General features: G+C 43.8%; 17 protein-coding genes. 6 read left to right on the top strand and 11 right to left on the bottom strand.

The genetic code is table 11. The annotated features are described in order from the left end of the window. Nucleotides 1–8 precede the first annotated feature (8 nt). Genes NXR94_RS08155 through NXR94_RS08165 form a run of 3 tightly spaced genes read left to right on the top strand, consistent with a single transcriptional unit; the run spans nt 9 to nt 3,795 of the window. Entirely contained in the window at nt 9–596 is a 588-nt protein-coding gene (locus NXR94_RS08155; protein WP_258104125.1) for a hypothetical protein, read from the top strand. A 5-nt stretch (nt 597–601) separates the two neighbouring features. Next, nucleotides 602–976 (top strand): carboxypeptidase-like regulatory domain-containing protein, encoded by a 375-nt coding sequence (locus NXR94_RS08160; protein WP_258104126.1) that lies wholly within the window; start codon nt 602–604, stop codon nt 974–976. 2 nt (nt 977–978) lie between these two features. After that, a complete protein-coding gene (locus tag NXR94_RS08165) occupies nt 979–3,795 on the top strand; it encodes a FlgD immunoglobulin-like domain containing protein (protein WP_258104127.1) in 2,817 nt (938 codons plus the stop codon). A 1-nt stretch (nt 3,796) separates the two neighbouring features. Here the strand turns inward: NXR94_RS08165 and NXR94_RS08170 are convergent, their stop codons facing one another. After that, nucleotides 3,797–3,955, bottom strand: a complete 159-nt coding sequence (locus NXR94_RS08170; RefSeq protein ID WP_258104128.1) for a hypothetical protein — start codon at nt 3,953–3,955, stop codon at nt 3,797–3,799. An 82-nt stretch (nt 3,956–4,037) separates the two neighbouring features. Between NXR94_RS08170 and NXR94_RS08175 the strand changes: the two genes are divergently transcribed. Together NXR94_RS08175 and NXR94_RS08180 are read left to right on the top strand one after the other, a co-directional pair. Further along, on the top strand, nt 4,038–5,000 hold the full coding sequence (locus NXR94_RS08175; protein WP_258104129.1) for an L-threonylcarbamoyladenylate synthase: 963 nt from the start codon (nt 4,038–4,040) through the stop codon (nt 4,998–5,000). Between the two features lie 57 nt (nt 5,001–5,057). Then, on the top strand, nt 5,058–6,245 hold the full coding sequence (locus NXR94_RS08180) for a phosphoglycerate kinase (RefSeq protein ID WP_258104130.1): 1,188 nt from the start codon (nt 5,058–5,060) through the stop codon (nt 6,243–6,245). Between the two features lie 70 nt (nt 6,246–6,315). Here NXR94_RS08180 and NXR94_RS08185 read toward each other — a convergent pair whose 3' ends face one another. From NXR94_RS08185 to NXR94_RS08210, 6 genes are all read right to left on the bottom strand, one after another. Further along, on the bottom strand, nt 6,316–8,202 hold the full coding sequence (locus tag NXR94_RS08185) for a T9SS type A sorting domain-containing protein (protein ID WP_258104131.1): 1,887 nt from the start codon (nt 8,200–8,202) through the stop codon (nt 6,316–6,318). A 12-nt stretch (nt 8,203–8,214) separates the two neighbouring features. Beyond that, entirely contained in the window at nt 8,215–11,253 is a 3,039-nt protein-coding gene (locus tag NXR94_RS08190; protein WP_258104132.1) for a tail fiber domain-containing protein, read from the bottom strand. Between the two features lie 93 nt (nt 11,254–11,346). After that, on the bottom strand, nt 11,347–13,245 hold the full coding sequence (locus tag NXR94_RS08195; protein WP_258104133.1) for an ATP-dependent DNA helicase RecQ: 1,899 nt from the start codon (nt 13,243–13,245) through the stop codon (nt 11,347–11,349). A 24-nt stretch (nt 13,246–13,269) separates the two neighbouring features. After that, nucleotides 13,270–15,390 carry a ComEC/Rec2 family competence protein gene (locus NXR94_RS08200; RefSeq protein WP_258104134.1) on the bottom strand — a complete coding sequence of 707 codons (2,121 nt, stop codon included), beginning with the start codon at nt 15,388–15,390 and terminating at the stop codon, nt 13,270–13,272. 60 nt (nt 15,391–15,450) lie between these two features. Continuing rightward, on the bottom strand, nt 15,451–15,891 hold the full coding sequence (locus NXR94_RS08205; protein ID WP_258104135.1) for a GNAT family N-acetyltransferase: 441 nt from the start codon (nt 15,889–15,891) through the stop codon (nt 15,451–15,453). Beyond that, entirely contained in the window at nt 15,875–16,825 is a 951-nt protein-coding gene (locus tag NXR94_RS08210; protein ID WP_258104136.1) for a PhoH family protein, read from the bottom strand. Before NXR94_RS08210 ends, NXR94_RS08205 begins: the two co-directional genes overlap by 17 nt. An 80-nt stretch (nt 16,826–16,905) precedes the next feature. On the opposite strand from NXR94_RS08210, the gene NXR94_RS08215 reads away from it, so the two are divergent. After that, nucleotides 16,906–17,688, top strand: a complete 783-nt coding sequence (locus tag NXR94_RS08215; RefSeq protein ID WP_258104137.1) for an S-adenosyl-l-methionine hydroxide adenosyltransferase family protein — start codon at nt 16,906–16,908, stop codon at nt 17,686–17,688. Nucleotides 17,689–17,881: 193 nt separating this feature from the next. On the opposite strand, the gene NXR94_RS08220 is transcribed toward NXR94_RS08215, so the two are convergent. The 4 genes from NXR94_RS08220 to NXR94_RS08235 are packed head-to-tail and all read right to left on the bottom strand — an operon-like array spanning nt 17,882 to nt 20,680. Continuing rightward, a complete protein-coding gene (locus NXR94_RS08220) occupies nt 17,882–18,370 on the bottom strand; it encodes a hypothetical protein (protein ID WP_258104138.1) in 489 nt (162 codons plus the stop codon). A gap of 19 nt (nt 18,371–18,389) precedes the next feature. Further along, nucleotides 18,390–19,322, bottom strand: a complete 933-nt coding sequence (locus NXR94_RS08225) for a succinylglutamate desuccinylase/aspartoacylase family protein (RefSeq protein ID WP_258104139.1) — start codon at nt 19,320–19,322, stop codon at nt 18,390–18,392. 6 nt (nt 19,323–19,328) lie between these two features. Beyond that, nucleotides 19,329–20,237: a 30S ribosomal protein S6--L-glutamate ligase gene (rimK, locus tag NXR94_RS08230; protein WP_258104140.1), complete on the bottom strand. Its 909-nt coding sequence runs from the start codon at nt 20,235–20,237 to the stop codon at nt 19,329–19,331. Then, entirely contained in the window at nt 20,234–20,680 is a 447-nt protein-coding gene (locus NXR94_RS08235) for a RimK/LysX family protein (RefSeq protein ID WP_258104141.1), read from the bottom strand. Before NXR94_RS08235 ends, rimK begins: the two co-directional genes overlap by 4 nt. Nucleotides 20,681–20,952 lie beyond the last annotated feature (272 nt).

Consider the following 20,952-nt stretch of genomic DNA (forward strand, 5'->3'; position numbering starts at 1 on the left):
TAATAAGTATGTCTTTCTTTGATCAGGTATATCAGAAACTATTCCCTCGAAAATCTCGTGGCGTTATTCTGCATGAAGTGCTGAAAAGAAGTCATAATTATTCTGATCATTACCAGTTATGGAGGGATAGCGAGCTTTCCAACACTTTGCTCAACGAGATTTCGGAGTCATTGAGATTAAAGGAACAGGGAATCGTCATTAGTCCGGATGTGCATCAATTTCGAGGTGACTATTCCAACGGTATCGCCATTTCATATCATGAAGACATTGAAAAGGACCATTTCCAGTTCCTGTTTGATTTGCTTGCCGAAAGAGTCAAGGAATTAGGCTACAAAATATCGGTGAGTGATAATCTGGTGACCGAAAAAGAAGGCATCATCGAGTCAAAAGAAAAACATTATTTAAAATCACGACTTTCAAATGAGCGGCCCATCGATCAGAAGTATGGGAATATCATCATTGAATACATCAAAATAAATGATCAACCCAGCTTTATTCGGCTTATGGCGCTGGCCTACAACGATCGTTTGTACAAGGATCCTGAAAATTTTCAAGAATTGGCCGCATATTTGTTCAATACTGAGAAAAACCAATGAAGGACATGAAAATTGTAAAATACCTTGTTTTCGCCATCACGACTATCATATTGATCGGCATATTCTCATTTAAGAACATTGAAGCTCAAAACCCTTTTCTCCCTACCAAATTAAAAATCACTGTTCTGGACAGACTGGGCAATGTAGTCCCAGAGGCAACTGTTACGCTCTATAAAGATGAATCGTCCTACAGAGCTAATGCAGACACGGTTCAGTCCATGATGACAGACGAGAAGGGAGTGGCGCTATTTAAAAACCTTGAACCTGTTTCCTATTTTATTGACGCCAGAAAAGGTGATGAAAATAATGACGGAGAGGGAGTTCAAACTGCCTCATTACAAGAAGGTAGAGTGAATAAAGTCAACACCATTATCGAATAAACTTGAGGAAATACCTGCCTGCCCTGGCGCTTATAGGAAGTATCATTTGGCCTTATTCCAAAAATGAAATCAACTATGGTTTTCAAACTCCGGATGTCAAATCTGTACTAGGAACCAAAGAAGATCCTATAGCCAGAATCAATTACGAGCAGGTAATGCTGGCCTCTCCACTTTCAGGAAAAATCCCTTCAGATATGAGAAGAAGGGAATTGGCCTTCCATAAAAGTCTTACAAAACAACCCGACTACCAGGAACTGGTATTTGCCAGAAAGGCCCAAACCGAATGGCAACTTGCGGGTCCCTACAATGTAGGAGGACGTACGCGAGCTGCAGGTATTGATGTGCTTAATGAAAACACGCTGATCTCAGGCGGAGTATCGGGAGGAATCTGGAAAAGCACCAATGGTGGTTCTGATTGGACACGCGTCACCGACCCGGATAGCCATCAGGGAATCTCCTGTATGGCTCAAGATACCAGAACAGGAAAAGAAAGCATCTGGTACGCCGGCACAGGGGAACAATTAGGAAACTCTGCCCGGGCGACCGGAGCGGTCTATCGCGGAAATGGAATATTGAAAAGCATGGACAATGGGGATACCTGGATTCCAATAGCATCCACTCAAAATTCCTCTCCACAAACGTTTCACACCCAATTTCAATATATCTGGAAGATCATCCCCAACAATCAAAAGCCGGCTATTGACGAACTGTTGGTGGCAACCTATGGAGGCATATTGCGCTCTCAGGACGGGGGTGACACCTGGGAACTTGTGCTGGGAAAAGAACTCTTTAGCCTTCCGGAGGACACAGATCTTAATGAATCAGAGGATCCGAGCTTCACCAATATTATACAGAACAGTTCAGGGCACTTCTTTGCCAGTCTGAGTTCCGCCACTTCCGTCAGCAATGCCTTATATGGCAATGCGGGGTTCTTCTTTTCCTCCGATGGCCAAAACTGGGTAGATATATCCCCTGCCGGGCTTTCCAGTTATCATGCCCGGACGGTCATAGCCTCAGGAACATCCAGTCCGGGAAGAGTTTATTACCTCACCTATACCGGAAACAATAACACCCAAATCTGGCGATACACGTATTCTTCAGTCAATGCTGGGGTACCAAATGGAACATGGGAAAACCTTTCTGCCAACATCCCGATGCTCGGTGGCAGTCTGGGAGATTTCAATGCTCAGGACGGCTACAACATGCTTGTGGCTGTGCATCCGAAGTTTCCAGATGTGGTCTATATTGGAGGCACGAATCTCTACCGCTCATTAAATGGATTTATCTCCAAAACCACTACCAAATGGATCGGCGGATATGACCCGGACCAGTCCAACGCCCATTATCCTTCACAACATGCGGATCAGCACCTGCTTTTATTTTATCCATCCGATGACAACAAAGTACTGAGCTGTCATGATGGAGGACTAAGTCGCTCCAACTCAATATTGAAGGACTCCGTCACTTATGTAAGTTTAAATAATGGCTATCTCACCAGCCAGTTTTATACCATTACGCAGGATCAGACATCAACAATTGAGACGATGCTGGGTGGAATGCAGGACAATGGAGCATATATTAGAGATGCGCCGGGAATCAACACAAGTTGGAACCGCCTTGTTAATGGCGACGGAGGCTATATGGCCGTATCTCCTAATAAGGATTTTGTATATACAGGCTTCCAAAATGGGCTCATATTCAGGCTTGCTTTGAATTCAGTCAATGAGATCATTGGCTTTGCCCGGGTGGATCCGGCTGACGCTGGTGAATCTGCAAATCAGCCTTACCTCTTCATTAACCCTTACATCCTTGATCCCTCGAATGCCAATAAGATGTTTGTGGCGGGAGGAAATTTCATTTGGCGAAATCAGAATATCCTTCAGATACCCAACGGCGATAATAATAAGACCAGCATTGGGTGGGAAAGAATTATAGGTACTGATATCGGATCAGGAGTTTACACCTCTCTGGAAAAATCAGAAGACGTACTATATACAGGGATTTACCGGGAGCAACCTACCATTACCAAAATTACTTCCGCCTCGGTTACAAAAGGCGAAAAAATCATCAAACAACTGGGATACACCCCATTTCCATCTGGCGGGTATATTTCCAGCATTTCTGCTGCCCCGGATAATGCCAATGTCCTTCTCGTCACCTTCTCAAACTATGAGATCCCATCCATTTATCTCTCTTTGGACGGAGGAGATACTTTTATCGATGTGAGTGGTAACCTCGAGGAATTCCCTGACGGGACGGGTGATGGACCTAGCGTACGATGGGCAGAAATAGTGCCTACAAACAGTGGATATCGCTATTATGTGGGTACAAGTGTAGGGTTGTTCAGTGCCAGTTTGGATATTAATTCAAATACCAATAATACCGTCTGGGTGAAAGAAGGGGCTCAGGAAATCGGAAAATCCGTTGTGACGATGTTGAATTACCGTCCGACGGATGGCAGAATGATCATCAGCACGCATGGGAACGGCACCTACAGGGCATTTTTAGATCCCATCAACATTGGAAATAACCCTGAAAATCTGCCATTCTCCTTAGGTCAAAACTTTCCGAATCCGGTTATTGATAAAACCTATATCAACTTTTCTATCCCTGAAGATGACATCGTAAGAATTGATCTCTTTGACGCACAGGGCAGAATCGTTAGGAATTTGCTTTGGGGCATTCAATACGCGGGGAACAATACCATTCAATGGGATGGAAAGAATGCCAATGGAGACCCGCTGAGGGCAGGTAACTACCTCTACACCCTCACCTATCGTGGGAAAACGAAAGTAAAAAGGCTGGTTTACACCCGATAAACTATCGTACTGTGACTAACAGTAAACCATAAGAAAGCACCATAAACCAGAACTTGTAGCCCACTAAATCAGGAGGAATGATTCCAAGTTGCATAAGGACAAGCGCGATAGTCAGCAGTATAGAGACAATTCTTAATGTATTTTTCGTACTTCTACTCATAGGTCAGATTGTTTAGTCGTAAATATAGCCGTGTCGAAAAGGTTCTCAAGTTTTTTTATAAATATTGTGGAAAATTTCAGAGATGGCGCTCATTGGATCAGACATAGCACAGGCAAAAGCACACCTTGACCGGGGTGAGCTCGTGGGCATACCCACAGAAACAGTCTATGGGCTGGCCGGAAATGCTTTGAATGAAGAAGCTGCCCTGAATATTTTTAAAACAAAAAACCGGCCGGAATTTGATCCGTTGATCGTTCATACTCATGCGATAGAGGAATTGGATAAGTATGTTACTGAGATTCCTGAAAAGGCAATTACACTTGCTCATGCGGTTTGGCCGGGTCCTTTAACCATCTTACTGGAAAAGAAATCGATTATACCCGATCTCATCACCTCAGGACTATCCACCGTAGCGATCAGAATTCCCAAACACCCATTGACGCTCGCTTTGTTGAAATCACTGGATTACCCCTTGGCTGCACCAAGCGCCAACCCATTTGGGTATGTATCTCCTACAACAGCGTCCCATGTGAATGATCAGCTTGGGGAAAAGATACCCTATGTCCTTGATGGAGGTCCGTGTTCAGTAGGTGTGGAGTCTACCATTGTAGGCTTTGAACATGATGCAAAACCTACCATTTATAGGCTAGGAGGAAAAAAAGTCGAGGATATTGAGTCGTTAATCGGTGAGGTAGACGTAAAGCTGAATAAAAGCTCGAATCCCGTAGCACCGGGCATGCTCCTGTCCCATTATGCACCGGGAGTTCAGGTACACCTGGGGGAGATTTCCGACCTACTGAAAAAGCATCATGACAAGCGCATAGGGATTATTTCATTCTCCCAATCCTTTTCTGCACCTAACATTGCCAAACAAATAGTACTTTCGCAGAATGCTGATCTCGATGAGGCAGCGAGGAAAATATTTTCGGCGTTAAGAAGTCTCGATTCGCCTGAAATTGACTTAATAATAACAGAGAAATTACCGGAAACCGGACTTGGTCGAGCAATCAATGATCGATTAGAGCGTGCTGCGGTAAGATACTGAACAATATTCTTTGGATTTTAACCTAAAAAAATCACTTTAGCATCAAATTTTACGCAAATGAGAACAATTGATGATTTTAACTTTAGAAACAGGAAAGCGCTCATTAGAGTGGATTTCAATGTACCACTAAATGAGAAGCAAGAAGTAACCGACGAAACAAGGATAAAAGCTGCTGTGCCAACCATTAAAAAGATCATCGATGAAGGCGGTGCGGTAATTTTGATGAGTCACCTGGGAAGACCTAAAACAGGCCCTGAAGATAAGTTTTCGCTAAAGCACATCATTCCTAACCTAAGTGAAAAACTTGGGGTATCTGTAGATTTTGCAGATGACTGTGTAGGAGAAAGTGCCGCTACGAAAGCCAAAGGACTTGGTAATGGACAGGTACTCCTACTTGAAAACGTGCGTTTCTACCCTGAAGAAACAAAGGGAGACGAGGAATTTGCCAAAAAACTCGCTGGATTGGGAGACATTTATGTGAACGACGCATTTGGAACTGCCCACAGAGCTCACGCCTCTACTACCATCGCAGCGAAATTCTTTGAAGATAAATGCTGTGGTTACGTGATGCAGCAGGAGCTGGAGAATGCGAAGAAGGTTCTAGGTGGAGCGGAAAAGCCATTCACTGCGATCATGGGAGGTGCTAAAATCTCTGACAAAATCCTGATCATCGAGCGACTATTGGATAACGTTGATAACCTGATCATCGGTGGTGGCATGTCATATACCTTCTCTAAGGCAGATGGAGGAAACATTGGTAACTCCCTACTCGAAGCTGATAAGATGGAATTGACCAAAGAGCTAAGAAAGAAAGCTGAAGAAAAAGGGGTAAAAATCTATTTGCCGGTTGATAACATTATTGCGGACGACTTCAGCAAGGATGCAAATACCAAGGAAGTAGGACGAGGAGAAATTCCTGATGGATGGGAAGGTCTTGATATCGGACCTAAGACAAGAGAATTGTTTGCTTCTGTCGTTGAGCAATCTAAAACCATCCTTTGGAACGGTCCAATGGGCGTTTTCGAATTCCCGAAATTCGCCAAAGGAACTGACGCTATCGCTGAGGCTGTAGTGAAAGCAACTAAGGCTGGTGGTTTCTCATTGATCGGCGGTGGTGATTCTGCCTCAGCTATCAACAACCTTGGATATGGAGAGGATGTATCTTATGTATCTACTGGTGGAGGTGCCCTACTTGAATACATGGAAGGTAAAGTTCTTCCGGGTGTAGCTGCTCTTGAGGAATAAGCAGGACACTTTCAAAATAATAGAAAAGCCCTCCAAAAGAGGGCTTTTTCACTTCATAAATGATCCATTACTACTGTCTTGCTACTTTTCTCGTCTCCTTGAAGGTCCCATCTTCGTCCGTAAAGCTTAGAAGGTAAGAGCCCGTGCTGAAGGTGGACATATCAATTCGTGTATGTTTCCTTCCTTTGAGGTGATCCTCGTCGATTTCCAAAAGCTTCCTGCCATCCAGAGCCAATAGCTGGATTTTCAAATCGTCAATATCCCGATATACCGTGTAGTTGATATCCAAATATTCACTCGATGGATTAGGGTATAGTACCACATCCTTGATATACGGCTTCCAGTTGAACAGGATCTCGGTTTGCTCTACTTCAATTCCCAACTCGGTGATCAAGGCATTTACTTCAAAAACCTGATTCTCCTTATCACCTCCTATCGTAAATTCGACACCTGACTGATTATTCATCGGCACTCCTGGGAACTGTATATTTATCAGGTAGGTACCGTCCTCTACCCCATCAAAACTGAAGTACCCTTCATCATCCGTTTCAATGTAGTAGGCAATCTCGGTTTCAGCCTGCTGGTCAGGACGTCCCTGTGACTTGAATCGACGCATGGAACAAGCCGCCTTCCGAACCTTACGACGCGCTGTCGTCCTACCCTCATCCTCTATTACGAAAGGATCATCCAACTCTGATTCTATGTAACCATAGATTTGGGCGGAACCCTGCTGAGCCGGAGGTCCTACGAACAGCAAGTCAATATTGATGTCACCCTTTTGGTTCAACACCTCCAGGACATCTGCCAATTGCCAATCATCCTGACTGATATAATAGGTCTGTATCAATTGATTTTCTCCTTCGTAATCTTCCGTTGGGTCAACCTTTAACACGAAATTGCCCAGTACCACTTTCCCTAACTGATAAGTTCCGTTCACCTCTGTGTTTCCAAAAGCAGCAGAATCGTAGGCGCCATCTTCTGTAATTCTAAATAACCCAATTTCAGAACCCGTAGTTAATGGCATTCCTCCCACGTTTACAGCTCCCGATACTTCCGTAGAAGCAAAGAGGTATTTCCTTGAAGACTCAATCGTCAACCCCGGGACCTTTTCAGGACTGGTGGCAACCACCTTATAAGTTCCCATCTTCGCATAATCCAGGTTTGAAACAGTTATGGAAGAGCTGGTCTGTCCGGCAAGATCCGAATAAAGCACTGTATCCGTCGAAAACTCATCAAACTGCCATTGGTAAGTCGTCGCTCCCGGAATGGTACTCAAGTAGGTTTTGGAATTACCTGCCTGTATCGTGTCTGCCCTTACCGTCCCATAGGGATCCTGCGGTGAATAGGTGAATGTCTCCACCGTCCCCACATTTGGAGCGATATCATTGAAAGACAAGTCATTCTTCTCCACTGCCAATGTGGTAAGACCGGGCAGGGTTGACAGGTTCGGAAACTTCTTTAAGTTGTTATCACTTACATCCAGTGTGTGCAGTTTCTCCAGGTTTTTTACCACCTCCGGAAAGTTATTCTGAAGGTTATTGCCTGGCAGATTCAATGCACTCACTCTTAAATTAGTGATTTCCACACCATGCCAATTGGCTAAATTCGGATCTGAGAGCCATCCATCATTATTGACCCAACCACTCCCTTTAGCGGACTCATAAAGCACCACTAACACCGCCGAATCCTTTTTCAATCCAAAGGACAACAGGATCAAATTACCCGGAATAAATCCCGGATAAACTGTCTGCACCACCGTATCAGCACCAATCGTTGCTCCCACAGCCAACTCGTCGCTTGCTGCGGGATCACCTATGCTATAATAAGTGGTGTATGTACCTCCTGAAGAAGTACCTCCTCCGCTATTAATCACATACCGTGCTGTATCTCCCGCAGTTTGTGCAAAGCCGGATATCAGCACTGAACTCAATATTGATATCAGAAATAATCTAATCATCGCTGACCTCATTTATTGATTACTTACTGCTCCCAGAGAGTTACCCGAACCAGTCGGTATTATCAGCAAGGATTTGATCGACTCAATCTCATTTCTGAGCTCATCAATTTCATTTTGTTGTGCCTTATTCAACTCAGCTTTCAGCTTTTCATTCTCTGCCTCCAGACTGACCACCTTTGCATCCAGTTCTTTAATGGCCTCAATTAGCACGGCTACCATTTGTGAGTAGTTGACTGATTTCATACCCTCCGCGTTGGTATGAACAAACTCCGGATACACCTCCTCAACCTCCTGAGCAATGACCCCTATCTGGTTGGCCTGAGTTTTGTTCTCATCTTTCCAGTTATAAGATACTCCGCGCAATTGCATGGTTTTATCCAGCGCATTTTCTAGTGTCACAATATTCTTTTTATATCGTTTATCAGAAGTTTGATTGACAGTGACTGCATTGATAATACCTGTCGTACCATTCATTGTGATGGTTGGAGCACCCGCAGAAAACATTTCCAAAAGGGGATCCCCAATCGGATCATAAACCAGTTGAATACCATTATTGAAAACATCAACTCCGATTTGCACACCACTTGATTTAACTGATGTAATATTTGTATTGCCATATGCCCATACATCGAGCGCTCCTCCTGTCCCTCCATCATCATGGAGCAAAATAAGGTCCTGACTGGCAGCACTATCGCGAAGAACTAACTGTCCCGATCCGTTCTGCCCGGAACTTTGCAGATTGACAGTTTCATATGACACGGCATCCAGTGTATTGTACATAAAAAGTGTACCAGCGTCGTAATTTCCGGCATTAAATACATCCATTGAAATGTTAGACAATGTCCAGCCTACACCATCTGACTTTGAGCCAAAAAGATTCAAATAAGGATAGTCTGTATTTTCCCATGTCTTTACTCCAACCTGGAAGTTTGGTGAATTGTTACCACTTAGAATGAATTCACCACCTGCGCCTGTTGGGTCAGGACCAGCCACATCATTCACTACTGACAAGCTGATGGCACTTGGCTTTCCAGCAGAAGCACGATCATCAGAGTTTAATCTCAAAAAGGATTGATTATTGCCATTTGGATCAGGGAAGGCGCCCATCTCCACCAACATATTGAAAGAAGGTTTGGAGTCCATGTAGAAATATCCACCTGACATACCTGTACCCATCTCGTAAGTGCCATCTGGTGCGATTTTCGCTACCTGGGCTGATCCATTACTCGAATTATCTCCATTAATGGTATTGTTAAACCAGTTCCAGTAGGCGCCATCTGCTCCTGGGAGTCTAATCCTACCAAAACCATCTATTTGAACTCTTGGTAAGTTATCTGTATTTCTTACCGTAATACCTCCATGAGTACTTCCTTCGAAGTTACCAGTAAATTCAAGCGGGGTCGTACCAACCCCTCCGTTCTGAGAATTCGTGAAAACCATATTTCCGTAGTCCCAAACTCCATCTGTGGTGACATCCAGATTGATATTGGACTGAAACCATCCTCCACCATCATCTTTTGACCCAAACATATTTAAAGAGACGTGATCAGCATTTTCTAAAGACTTGCTACTCACCTGGAAATTAGGCGTATTCGCGCCATTGAGGATGAATTCACCACCTTCAGAAGCCACATCAAGTCCATTATCAACAATGTTTATTCTGGCCGCCGGGCCTTTGCCATCAATTACACGCTGTTTTGTATTGAGTTCGAAATACCCTGATTCCCTTTGGGTATCAGGACTATACTCGCCTCCCATCATAAGTAAACTCGTATAAGGAGCTTCATTCGATCCTTCCATGAACAATACAGGAAGATTATTTTGCCAGCTTGCGTTCATCACCAGGGTTCCTCCCAAATAAGAGGTATCGGTCTTATCAATACCATAAATTTGCATGAATCCATTTCCAGCTCCATTGGTCCCAAACCAACCCACACCATTCCCCAGGCTATCATAGGCGAATAAAGCATTGTAATTTAAATTAGTAGGATGCTGAAATAGTCGTAGGCTCACCTTATCTCCATTATCTTTCACGGTTAAACTTTTGGTCACAATGGTATCCAGTGTGGATGTTCCCCCTCCTTCAGCAAATGGCTGTCCATTGATAAAAAGAGAACCATCTATATTCACATCTCCATTGAACTGACCCGCCCAGTTGGTGACCCCACCTTCGGCAAAAGCCATGATACCATAGTTAATTCCAGGGCCATTTGCTCGTCCAAGCAAACCTGTATTACTTACGGTAGTAGTGGCATCATTAATTCCTGATTCACCTACTACCCCAATATTATCCACTCCGACAGTTCCCTGAGTACGACCAAACACACCTGTATTTCCCCATGCATTGTTGAGGGCGGTTCCAAGAACCCCAGTATTGTAAGATCCTGTTCCGAAACCAGTGGCTCCATTCCCAGCGCCTCCGGCAGTACCTTCTACACCAGAGTTATAAATACCCGTTCCAAAAGCCTGACCATAAACCCCACTGAGTGAGGCGGCACCATCTCCCGTCGCACTTCCAAACACACCGGCTTTATACTCAGCATCAACACCGGTAGAAGTCACATTACCACGGATCGCATATTTCGTTCCGGTACCATTTAGATCTACCTGCAAAGCACGATTGACATCTGCATTCACCTCAATATGAAAAACAGTATCGGCAGTTCCTACATTGGCAGCATCTATTGAAGTTTTTCTAGGCAAGTTATTGCTTCTCAGTGGCGCATAGATATTTACCGGTGACAACGCAACGCCACCCACAGTTATCGACAGCTCTAACACATTTACGTCATCAAATAGTCCTCTTGGAAGACCGTTATCAGGTGTACTTCCCAAGACAACAGAATAATAACCATCTAGTATAGCTACGGCAGGGTGTGTTTCTGTCCAACCTATAGAGGAAATGGAAAAAACAAACTCTCTTGAGCCGGTAACGGGAATCCCGTCAGACGTCAACTTGCCTTGAAACGGCAATAGACCATCATTAATTTGAGCATGGACGGTCAGGGATATGACCATCAGAATAGGCAGTAGTAATAGGAGTCTCTTCATATTTAGAATTTAGTACTTGATCAATCTTCTAAATATAAAAAGCGGAGTTTGGCTCACATAGTCAAATTCGATGAATCTGACTAAAAATACCTACTAGTGGGTATTGAGAGAATACATTCCTGAATCTGACACCTGGATATCCTTTCGGTCCATTAATTTTCTTATGGCTTCGATAACCACCTGAGGGTCATGCCCTTTCAGCCTTTCAGCAATACCATCCATATCTAACGGTTCCTTTTCTATTAGTCCAAGCACCTCACTCATTGGCAGGTCCCCATGATTTCTATCCTTTTTTCGACAAACGTCACAAATTCCACAATCATCTCTTGCGTCCTCATCAAAATAATTCTGAATAAAACGTGTTCGGCAGATGGCTGTATTAGTCATATAATCGATTACCGACTTAGCCTTACCTAATGTCACCTCCTTCCGCCATTCGATCCTTTTCTTATCCAATGGAAGGTTGTTGGCTTCAACCCTCGGAGTAAGAAAGATCATTTGCGGTTTGTCGGCCGCCCTTTGGTATTCAAGCACCTCAGCCAGGTGCAGATACTCTAACTGAGTAATCACCTTATTCACGGTAAGATTGGTCAGCTTGGCCAGATCAGTTTCCTTAAGAGGTACATACGATGTAAAGGCCTCCCCCCCGTACATTCTCAAGACCGCCTTGACAAGTGGATCAAGATTACTGTTCGCCACCTGAAATTTATAGACTTCTTCTTTGCTCAACAGAAACAATACCCGACTGGTGGGCATATAAACATCAGAAACCTGGATAAACCCTTCATCCTGCAGCTTATTCAATGCGTAATAAGTCTCTACGGCCGGTAGATTAAAGCTGGAAGTAAACTGGAGGTAGTCAAATGGAAAACTCGCCATAGGCTTACTGCCTACCGCCAATCGGTAGTGATTGGCCAAAGCCTGGTAGACACGTCTAATGAATTCCACCCCCACACTCATCTGCTCTGCCCTGCTTTGTAGTTCATCAATATCAGAGTCCTGAAACAAGGCGACGGCATAAGCTTTCTTCTCATCTCTTCCGGCCCGGCCAGCCTCCTGATAATAAGCCTCAAGCGAGTCAGGTAAATCATAATGAATAACCGTGCGAACATCTGCTTTATCGATACCCATTCCAAATGCATTGGTTGCCACCATCACCCTGATGCGGCCCCGGATCCAAAGATCCTGTTTCGTTGATCTTTCTTCTCCTGTCAGCCCGGCGTGATAGTAGTCCGCAGATATGCCATTGGCTTTAAGATAATGGGCGATACCACGAGTCTTTTTTCGATTTCTCACATAAACGACGGATGAACCCGGCACCTTGGTAAGTATTTCCATCATCTTTCCATCTTTGTCCTCCATCCTGAACGCTGAATAAGACAAATTCTCCCGGGCGAAGCTCTTCTTGAAAACCTTTGGATCGTGAAGGCCCAATTTGCTAATAATGTCATCCTTTACCTCTTTGGTAGCAGAGGCTGTCAATGCCATGACCCGCTCAATACTAAGCTGTTCGATAAAGTGCTGGATCTCGAGGTACGGCGGACGAAAGTCATATCCCCACTGAGAAATACAATGTGCCTCGTCAATAGCCAGCAAGGAGATATCCATCTGTTTGGCACGCTCCAAAAACAGCTCCGTTTTTAATCTTTCCGGAGACACATATAAGAATCTTATATCCCCGTAAATACAGTTGTCTAAAGCAATATCGATCTCTCGTGGAGACATTCCCGAAAATATTGCCACAGACTTGATCCCACGTTTCTTCAATTGAAATACCTGATCCCTCATAAGGGCAATCAGCGGAGAGACCACAATGCAGATTCCGTCCAGACATAAAGCAGGCACCTGAAAACAGATCGATTTTCCGCCACCTGTCGGTAAAAGGGCAAGCGCATGCTGACCATCCAACACAGCGGAAATAATATCCTCCTGCATAGACCTGAATGCCGGGTATCCCCAATACTCCTTTAGTACCTCAACTGGTTGCTTCACTTTGAATATTCGTGTAAGTCAAATTTAGTTGTTGATTGATTGATTTTCACTGGATACAAGAGGCAATTCATAATATCCATCCAGCCTTAGGCTGTGAAAATGAACTTCATCATTTTCGAATTGGTCCCTTATCCTTTGAACCGCATAATAACCAATTCCCCATCCAAGCAAATAATGTTTCGCTTTTACTTTCGTCAATATGCCGGTATTCCTTTCATTGAGATAAAGTATATCCACCTCAGGTTCCTCCTTCAACTCAAATTCCTCCTGTGAGTTGATAACCATAATGCGCTGCCCCATTTTTTCAATTAAGTAACCAAAAGGCATTGCCATTACCGCGTCCGAACTATCCAGAGATTTCATCGCACAATCAAAAGGCTCCAAACGACTTGCCAGCCTGTTAGGATTAACCTGATAGTCCATGACCTTGTGATCCAAAGACACCACCTTATCCACAAGTAGCATCGCATTTTGACCTTCAATAAAATCAATCGCTACATGATTTTTGATCCCATAAAAAATGATAGACCGGTTAGTTGTGCGATCGTATAAATTAAAATCAGCTTTGACCATAAAGGCTCCAAAAAGAATCATAGCCGCAAACAAACTTCTCTTCAATTGATAATCGAATGCCATACACACCAGGAGTATCGCCCCATACACCAAAGCCGTATCCCAGAAATCAAAATAGAGCCAATCTACCACCGTTAGTGGAAGCTGTGTCAACAGGTCGATGGCTTCATTGATCCCGTACATTAAATAATAGAGTAGCCTTCCTGCTAATTCCCCTAAGACCGGAACCAATTGATAAAGTAAAATGCCCACAATCCCCCCCGTCAAAATCAGTCCTGCTGCTGGAATAACAATCAAATTAGCGAGTAAGAAATAGGTGGGTAACTGATGAAAATAGTAAACGGTCAACGGGAAGGTGACCAGCTGAGCTGCCATTGAAACGCAGCTGATCTCCCAAAAATATTGCAGTATCTTATTCTCCGGGCTCCATAAAGACTTAATCTTAGGTTGAAAAAATACGATTCCCAGCACCGCCAGGAATGATAATTGAAAACCCACCGAATAAATCAAGAACGGATCATACAGCAACAAGATCAAGGCTGCAATCCCTAGTGAGTTATAAATATTGGACCTGCGGCTCAAAGTTTCGCTCAGGAGAATCACACTGAACATAACTGATGCCCTGAGCACCGAAGGAGAAAAACCAGTGACCGCAGCATATAGCCAAATAATGGACAAGGCGAGAAGAATAAAAGTGATCTTACCCGCCGGGTTACGCTTCAGGAAACCAAAGACTAAGGTGAGTAAATAGTAAATGATGCCGACATGAAGTCCGGAAACGGCCAGCACATGCATCGCACCGGCCTGGGCATACGAATCCTTCGTGGCTTCATCAAGGTAATCCTTAACCCCTACCAACAGTGCCATTAGTATGGATTGTTCTCTTGCCTCGGGGATGATCTCCTGAATGGTCTGCTTACAAACATTACGGATATGATGAGCTACAGACAGCAGTATACCGGGAGGTTCATTGCCCATGAAACGGGTATCCGACATGGAGACAAAAGCATGAGCATAAATATTCAGCTTTTCCAGGTAAGCTTTGTAGTCAAACGTGTGAGGATTTGAGGGAGCTTGTACCGGGTAGTAATTTCCATTCACGTAGAACCTATCTCCGATATTAAAAACCTCCAAAGAATCAGTCTTTCGGACATACAGAAACATTTTTCCATTAACCGGATGAAGGGTATCTGCGACCAAAACTGAAGTTAATTCAGCTTCATATCGGTGATAGTTGGTTCGGACGGATACATCACTTATCAATCGAACCGAAAATGCATCAGCATGATCATATCGGGTATAGTGGTGTTCGTCATTGGTATTCTGATGAAAAAAAGTAACTAATGAGCCCACGTAGACAAATACGATCACCACAGACAACCCATAGAATACCTCCAGAACGGAATTTAACCACTTATTTGAGGCCCAAAATGAAAGTAGTAGAGAGATCAGAAAAACTATCGGAATGCCCCACCATTCATCCAAATGCCATTGGTATTGATATTGAAGGGCGATCCCGACAATGAGGGCTATGGATATTCGAACAAAAGGAAATGGGCTCCAGAAATGCATTTAAAAACGTTAATTGCCAAATATTATCAATTTGCCATTAACGCACAATGAAAAAGCAAGTCAGATCACCATTTCCATTTTATAATGGAGTATATCACATTCCTCAAATTGTGGACCCGTCTTTTCAAATCCGAACTTTTCGTAAAGAGGAATGGCTGGTAGCTGTGCATGAAGGTACAGGTATTGTCCGGATTCTGAACTGGCCTTGATATCATCGAGAACAGCCTGCAATATTTCGCTACCCACTCCCATCCCGCGAAAGGATTTCTTTACTGCAAAGCGTTCAAGTTTAATACCCTTGTCCGTTTTCCGCCAGCGAGCAGCTCCAATGGGCTCGTTTGCGGCATAAGCTAAAAAATGTGATGCCTGTTCCTCATACTGATCAAACTCATCCTCACGACTTACGTGCTGTTCGACCACAAAAACTTCCTGACGTACCGCAAACGCCAATTGCTTTTGTTCTCCCGTAGTAGCCAGAATGACTTTAACCAGGATGCTCATTGTTTTGATTGTAAGCCTTAATGATATCTTTCACCAGTTTGTGTCTTACCACATCTCGTTCATCAAGCGTAATGAAGCTGATGCCTTTGATATCCTTTAGAACCCCCAATGCTTCAATCAATCCGGATTTTTGTTTTGGAGGCAAATCTATTTGCGACCTGTCACCGGTGATAATCACCTTGGAATTTGGTCCCATACGCGTCAGGAACATTTTGATCTGCATCGGGGTTGTATTCTGTGCTTCATCCAGTAGAATAAAGGCATTATTTAATGTTCGACCTCTCATGTAAGCCAACGGAGCAATCTCGATCACACTATTTTCCATGTAAAACCGAAGTTTCTCTGAAGGGATCATATCGTTGAGGGCATCATAGATAGGCCTTAGATATGGATCTATCTTTTCTTTTAAGTCACCCGGTAGAAATCCAAGATTCTCTCCTGCCTCAACTGCAGGACGGGTGATAATGATCTTCTTGACTTCCTTATTCTTGAGAGCGCGAACCGCCAAAGCAACAGAAATATAGGTTTTACCCGTTCCGGCCGGACCTATCGCAAAAACCAGGTCGTTCTTGTTGACTGCTTCGACCAACTGCTTTTGGTGCACGGTCTTAGGAGCAATTTTGGATCCCCTGGTCCCAAACACCAAAATATCGTCAGCACCCGCATCAGTCGCGTGCAAGTTCTCTTCGTTTATGTAGGACACCACATTTTCATGCGTTATTTTACCGTATTTATGGTAGTGCTCTACAAGAGAATTTAAAATGTCATTGATTTTAATGATGTGCTGACCTGATCCCTGAATTCTAATTTCATTCCCTCGGGACACAATTTTACTTTCGGGAAAAGCACTGGCAATTTCTCTGATATTTTGATTTTCTACGCCGAGAAAATCAACAAGTGAGACATTTTCAAGCGTTACGACTTTTTCTAGCAAATGAATGTCGGTTTATGATTTTTCTTGCTTTTAGTAATATATACTTTTGCTCAAATTAATATAATATTTCTTTTGCTTGTATGGCAGTAATCACTTTTATGTCTGATTTCGGTAGGGAAGACCACTACATTGCTGCCGTAAAAGGAGCCATTCTAAGGCAAAACCCAAGCATCAATATTGTTGACATCAGTCATGAAGTAAAGGTAGGTGATATTGGGCAGGCCGCCTACCTTCTGAAGAACGTCTTCCGGGAATTTCCAAAAGGAACCGTTCATCTCTGTGCCGTGGACCGAATGGCTAAAGAACCTAGCCGACAGCTGGCATTGAAAGTAGAAGATCATTTTTTTGTTGGACCTGATTCCGGTGTTTTCAGCCTCATAAGCCAGGAAAGACCTATGGCTATCGTAGACATCAATATTGTTCGCCCGATCATGTCGACCTTTATGAGCAAGGACCTGCTGGCTCCCGTGGCCGCTAACCTGGCCAGTGGTAAAAACATCCATGAAATGGGCAAGCCTGTGGATAGTGTCTATGAACTATTCGCAAGGAAACTCAAGGTGACGAAAAGGGAAATTGCCGGTAATGTGATCCGGGTCGATCATTACGGAAATCTGATCACCAACATCGAAAAGAAGGAATACGAAACGATCCAAAAGATCAATGGAAATGTGGCCTTTGATATTACTATCGGTAGGGAATCCGTAGGCACGATACATAAGCATTATGCTGATGTTGATTCAGGAGAATGCTTTGTGTTTTTTAATTCTCTGGGTCATCTCCAGATCGGCATTAATAAAGGAAACGCAGCCGAACTATTGGGGCTAAAACTGGATACTCCAATCACCATCAATTTTCACGTTTAATAGCTCCCCATCTTTATTATAATCCTGTATCCAACATTTGGAACACGATTAAGCCTCATTCAACGACAAATTTTATGTGTTCACCGAACAATCTTGGGAGAACTAGGGCATTTGAATCAACTTTGAAAAAGAAGATAGAGAGATTTATTTTCATAGCAGATTTTATCCCGCCTTTACAGGCGGGATTTTTTATTTAGTGCCCTGTACACACTGCTACTCCCTCAAAAATGTCATCCTGATTTTTTCCGATATTACCGAAAGCAAGCACCATCTTACTGAAATAGCTGCTATTCATATGAACCTTGACACTTCCGTTCATCTCGGTAAGCAAATCATAGGTAAATAGCTCTCCTCCGGTCAATGCTACCTGATCGAGGATGGTAGTGCTTTGACCTGTAGCTCCATCCACCGGATTCAAGGCATAGGCCAACTCACCCACTTCTGTGATATCGCCAAAATGAAGATGGGCCGGATGAAACACCCCTTCAGATGTGTTTTGAAGTATAATATCCACCTGGAGTTTTCCGGCAGAAAGCTCTGAAAAGACGACTTTCCCATTTACGGGATTATAATTGGCCTGATAAAGATAGTAGGTCTTCTGCCGAGGTTCATTTTCGGACTCTGAACAGCCGCCTAACAAGGAAATTACAATTAGCAGCAGAAGCGGGTATCTCATCATCATATACATAGAATAAATATATTTATATTACCCCTATATGCATAATGGCATCGCCTTCATGCAAGAGTGGATTGTTGTTCAAACCAATAACATATCCGCCTACCTTCGATTTGACACTTTTCTTAAACTCTCCAAACGGATCTGCCAGGTATCCCACCACCTGGTTTCGATTTACCTTGTCCCCACTTTGAACCAGCGGCTGAAATAAGCCTGACTTTCTCGCCCTGATCCAGCTGGAACTCTTCAACCGCAAATTGTCATATTGTGGCTCAGGTGCATCATCGGCCATACCCAGATGTCTTAATAACCTTCTCGTTCCATTGATCCCTTCCTGAATGGCATACTCGTCAAAGCGGCTCGACTGCCCTCCCTCATAAACCAATATCCGTTTACCCTGCTTGGCAGCGGCCCATCGCAGCGAACTCGATCGATAAGGAGAATCCAATGCAAAAGGCGCATGAAAAGCGGTCGCCATTTCCACATTTTGTTCATCTTTCATCACACACCTGGTTTGAGGATAGTTGGTTCGCTCAGCCCCGCCGGTGTGAAAATCCACCCCCAAATCTATTTGAGGGATCACGTCTTTCATCAGATAATCAGCCATTCTGGCGGCCAAAGACCCATTTTTATTGCCCGGAAAAGATCGATTCACATCTTTCCCATCAGGGACCGTTCTGGAAAAGTGAATGAAACCGTAAACGTTGAGAACCGGAATACAGATGGTAGCTCCCTTAGAGACCCGATGGTAACCATTTTCGATCATTCTCCGGACTATCTCGACTCCGTTAATCTCATCACCATGCATCCCTCCCATAAGGAGTACTGTCGGACCGGATTGCTCAGCATTATAAACGGTAATGGATATATCAATTGGCGTATGTGAGGGCAGTTTCGATATCGCTACCCTTATGTTTTTCTCCTGCCCAGGAAGTATATCTCGACCGTTGATATTCATAAAAACTCAGGCATGGATCTTCTTTCTGGGTTTCTTGTTTTTTTGCGCTCCCGACTCCACGTATTGGACGATTTTATCGGCAATATCAATCCCTGTAGCCTTTTCAATTCCCTCCAATCCGGGAGAAGAATTCACCTCCAACACCAGTGGACCTTTGTTACTCTGGAGCATATCTACCCCCGCTACTGCCAGTCCCATGGCCTTAGCCGCATTTAATGCGGTCGACTTCTCCGCCCTTGACAACTTCAAGAGTTTGGCTTCTCCTCCTCTATGCAGGTTGGAGCGAAACTCTCCCTCTTGCCCCTGTCGCTTCATGGCGCCTACAATTTCTCCATTCACCACAAAAGCTCGAATATCAGCACCGCCGGCCTCCTCGATAAACTCCTGAATGATCACTCTTGTTTTCAGGCTTTCAAAGGCTTCCATAACAGATTTAGCTGCCTTATTGGATTCTGCCAGAATGACCCCCAGCCCCTGAGTACCTTCAAGCAGTTTGATAATAACCGGTGCCGGGCCTATGTGCTTTAAGACCTTATTTTCATCTTTGCTGTTATTGGTAAAGGCTGTTTTTGGCATATTCACTCCTGCTCTCGACAATATCTGAAGGCTCCTTAGTTTATCCCTTGACCGCGTAATGGCCATAGAATCCACCGCACTGAAAATATTCATCATCTCAAATTGTCTCACCACAGCCGCGCCATAAAAAGTGACTGAAGCGCCAATCCTTGGAATGACCGCATCGAGATGCTTAAGATTTTTTCCCCCATAATAAAGCGAAGGCCCCTCTTCATCCATGACGATATCACATTTTAAATGATCGATAACCATGCCTTCATGCCCACGCTTCTCTATGGCTTCCAGTAGCCTTGAAGTGGAGTAAAGAGACTCATTTCGTGAGAGTACTGCTATTTTCATTTGTCCTTTTTTTGTTTGTATGAGCGATCCTTGAGCGCAACATCTACAACAAACTTATTAGAAAGAAACTTCCTTCCGATCAATACCGGGTATTTCATTTTCTTTCGATCTGTCAGCGTAAAAGTGACCGTATATATTTGACCAAAAATGACCACTTTTGTTTTGATTGCGAACCGCTTTTGCGCAATTCCAACAGAGCTTTTGACCTTTTTGATTGAGAATTTTTCAGCATACTGAAACTGATCCGTGTAATGCTCAAATGAGGGGTCCAGCACTTTGAACCTGAGTATTTCTTTCCCCTCCTGTTCGATCACCTCCATCTCATGACAGTGCAGCGCACAGCCATAGGCACCGGTATCAATTTTCGCCGGGATATTCATCAAACCGAAGTCGGGAAGATCTATTTTATCCTTTCTACCAATTAAGATTTTGTCCTGCTCCATTTTGCGGGTTTAAAATAGCTTCAATACGCAGACAAATACAAATTTGATTGAGAAGAGGAGATAAATTAGTCTGAATGGGTGCGCATCTGGCGTAAGCATCAGCTCATTCCAATTCAATGAAACAGGTTTTCCTTGTCCAACCTACCTGATAGGCTACCCATCTGACGCAAGTGCCCACATGTGCCTATTGAGTGTAACAAAACTGCTGTAGGCATATTTAACAAGACTGCTCCCGACCGGCTGACACTCGATTCCGACTGCTTTTAGTGCTT

The sequence above is a fragment of the Marinoscillum sp. MHG1-6 genome, from assembly GCF_024714475.1.
Lineage (GTDB): Bacteria > Bacteroidota > Bacteroidia > Cytophagales > Cyclobacteriaceae > JAMZMI01.

Coding starts and splice junctions, on each gene's coding strand:
- NXR94_RS08155 (WP_258104125.1), top strand. CDS start 9: ATGTCTTTCTTTGATCAGGTATATCAGAAACTATTCCCTCGAAAATCT.
- NXR94_RS08160 (WP_258104126.1), top strand. CDS start 602: ATGAAAATTGTAAAATACCTTGTTTTCGCCATCACGACTATCATATTG.
- NXR94_RS08170 (WP_258104128.1), bottom strand. CDS start 3,955: ATGAGTAGAAGTACGAAAAATACATTAAGAATTGTCTCTATACTGCTG.
- NXR94_RS08175 (WP_258104129.1), top strand. CDS start 4,038: ATGGCGCTCATTGGATCAGACATAGCACAGGCAAAAGCACACCTTGAC.
- NXR94_RS08180 (WP_258104130.1), top strand. CDS start 5,058: ATGAGAACAATTGATGATTTTAACTTTAGAAACAGGAAAGCGCTCATT.
- NXR94_RS08185 (WP_258104131.1), bottom strand. CDS start 8,202: ATGATTAGATTATTTCTGATATCAATATTGAGTTCAGTGCTGATATCC.
- NXR94_RS08190 (WP_258104132.1), bottom strand. CDS start 11,253: ATGAAGAGACTCCTATTACTACTGCCTATTCTGATGGTCATATCCCTG.
- NXR94_RS08200 (WP_258104134.1), bottom strand. CDS start 15,390: ATGCATTTCTGGAGCCCATTTCCTTTTGTTCGAATATCCATAGCCCTC.
- NXR94_RS08205 (WP_258104135.1), bottom strand. CDS start 15,891: ATGAGCATCCTGGTTAAAGTCATTCTGGCTACTACGGGAGAACAAAAG.
- NXR94_RS08215 (WP_258104137.1), top strand. CDS start 16,906: ATGGCAGTAATCACTTTTATGTCTGATTTCGGTAGGGAAGACCACTAC.
- NXR94_RS08220 (WP_258104138.1), bottom strand. CDS start 18,370: ATGATGATGAGATACCCGCTTCTGCTGCTAATTGTAATTTCCTTGTTA.
- NXR94_RS08225 (WP_258104139.1), bottom strand. CDS start 19,322: ATGAATATCAACGGTCGAGATATACTTCCTGGGCAGGAGAAAAACATA.
- rimK (WP_258104140.1), bottom strand. CDS start 20,237: ATGAAAATAGCAGTACTCTCACGAAATGAGTCTCTTTACTCCACTTCA.
- NXR94_RS08235 (WP_258104141.1), bottom strand. CDS start 20,680: ATGGAGCAGGACAAAATCTTAATTGGTAGAAAGGATAAAATAGATCTT.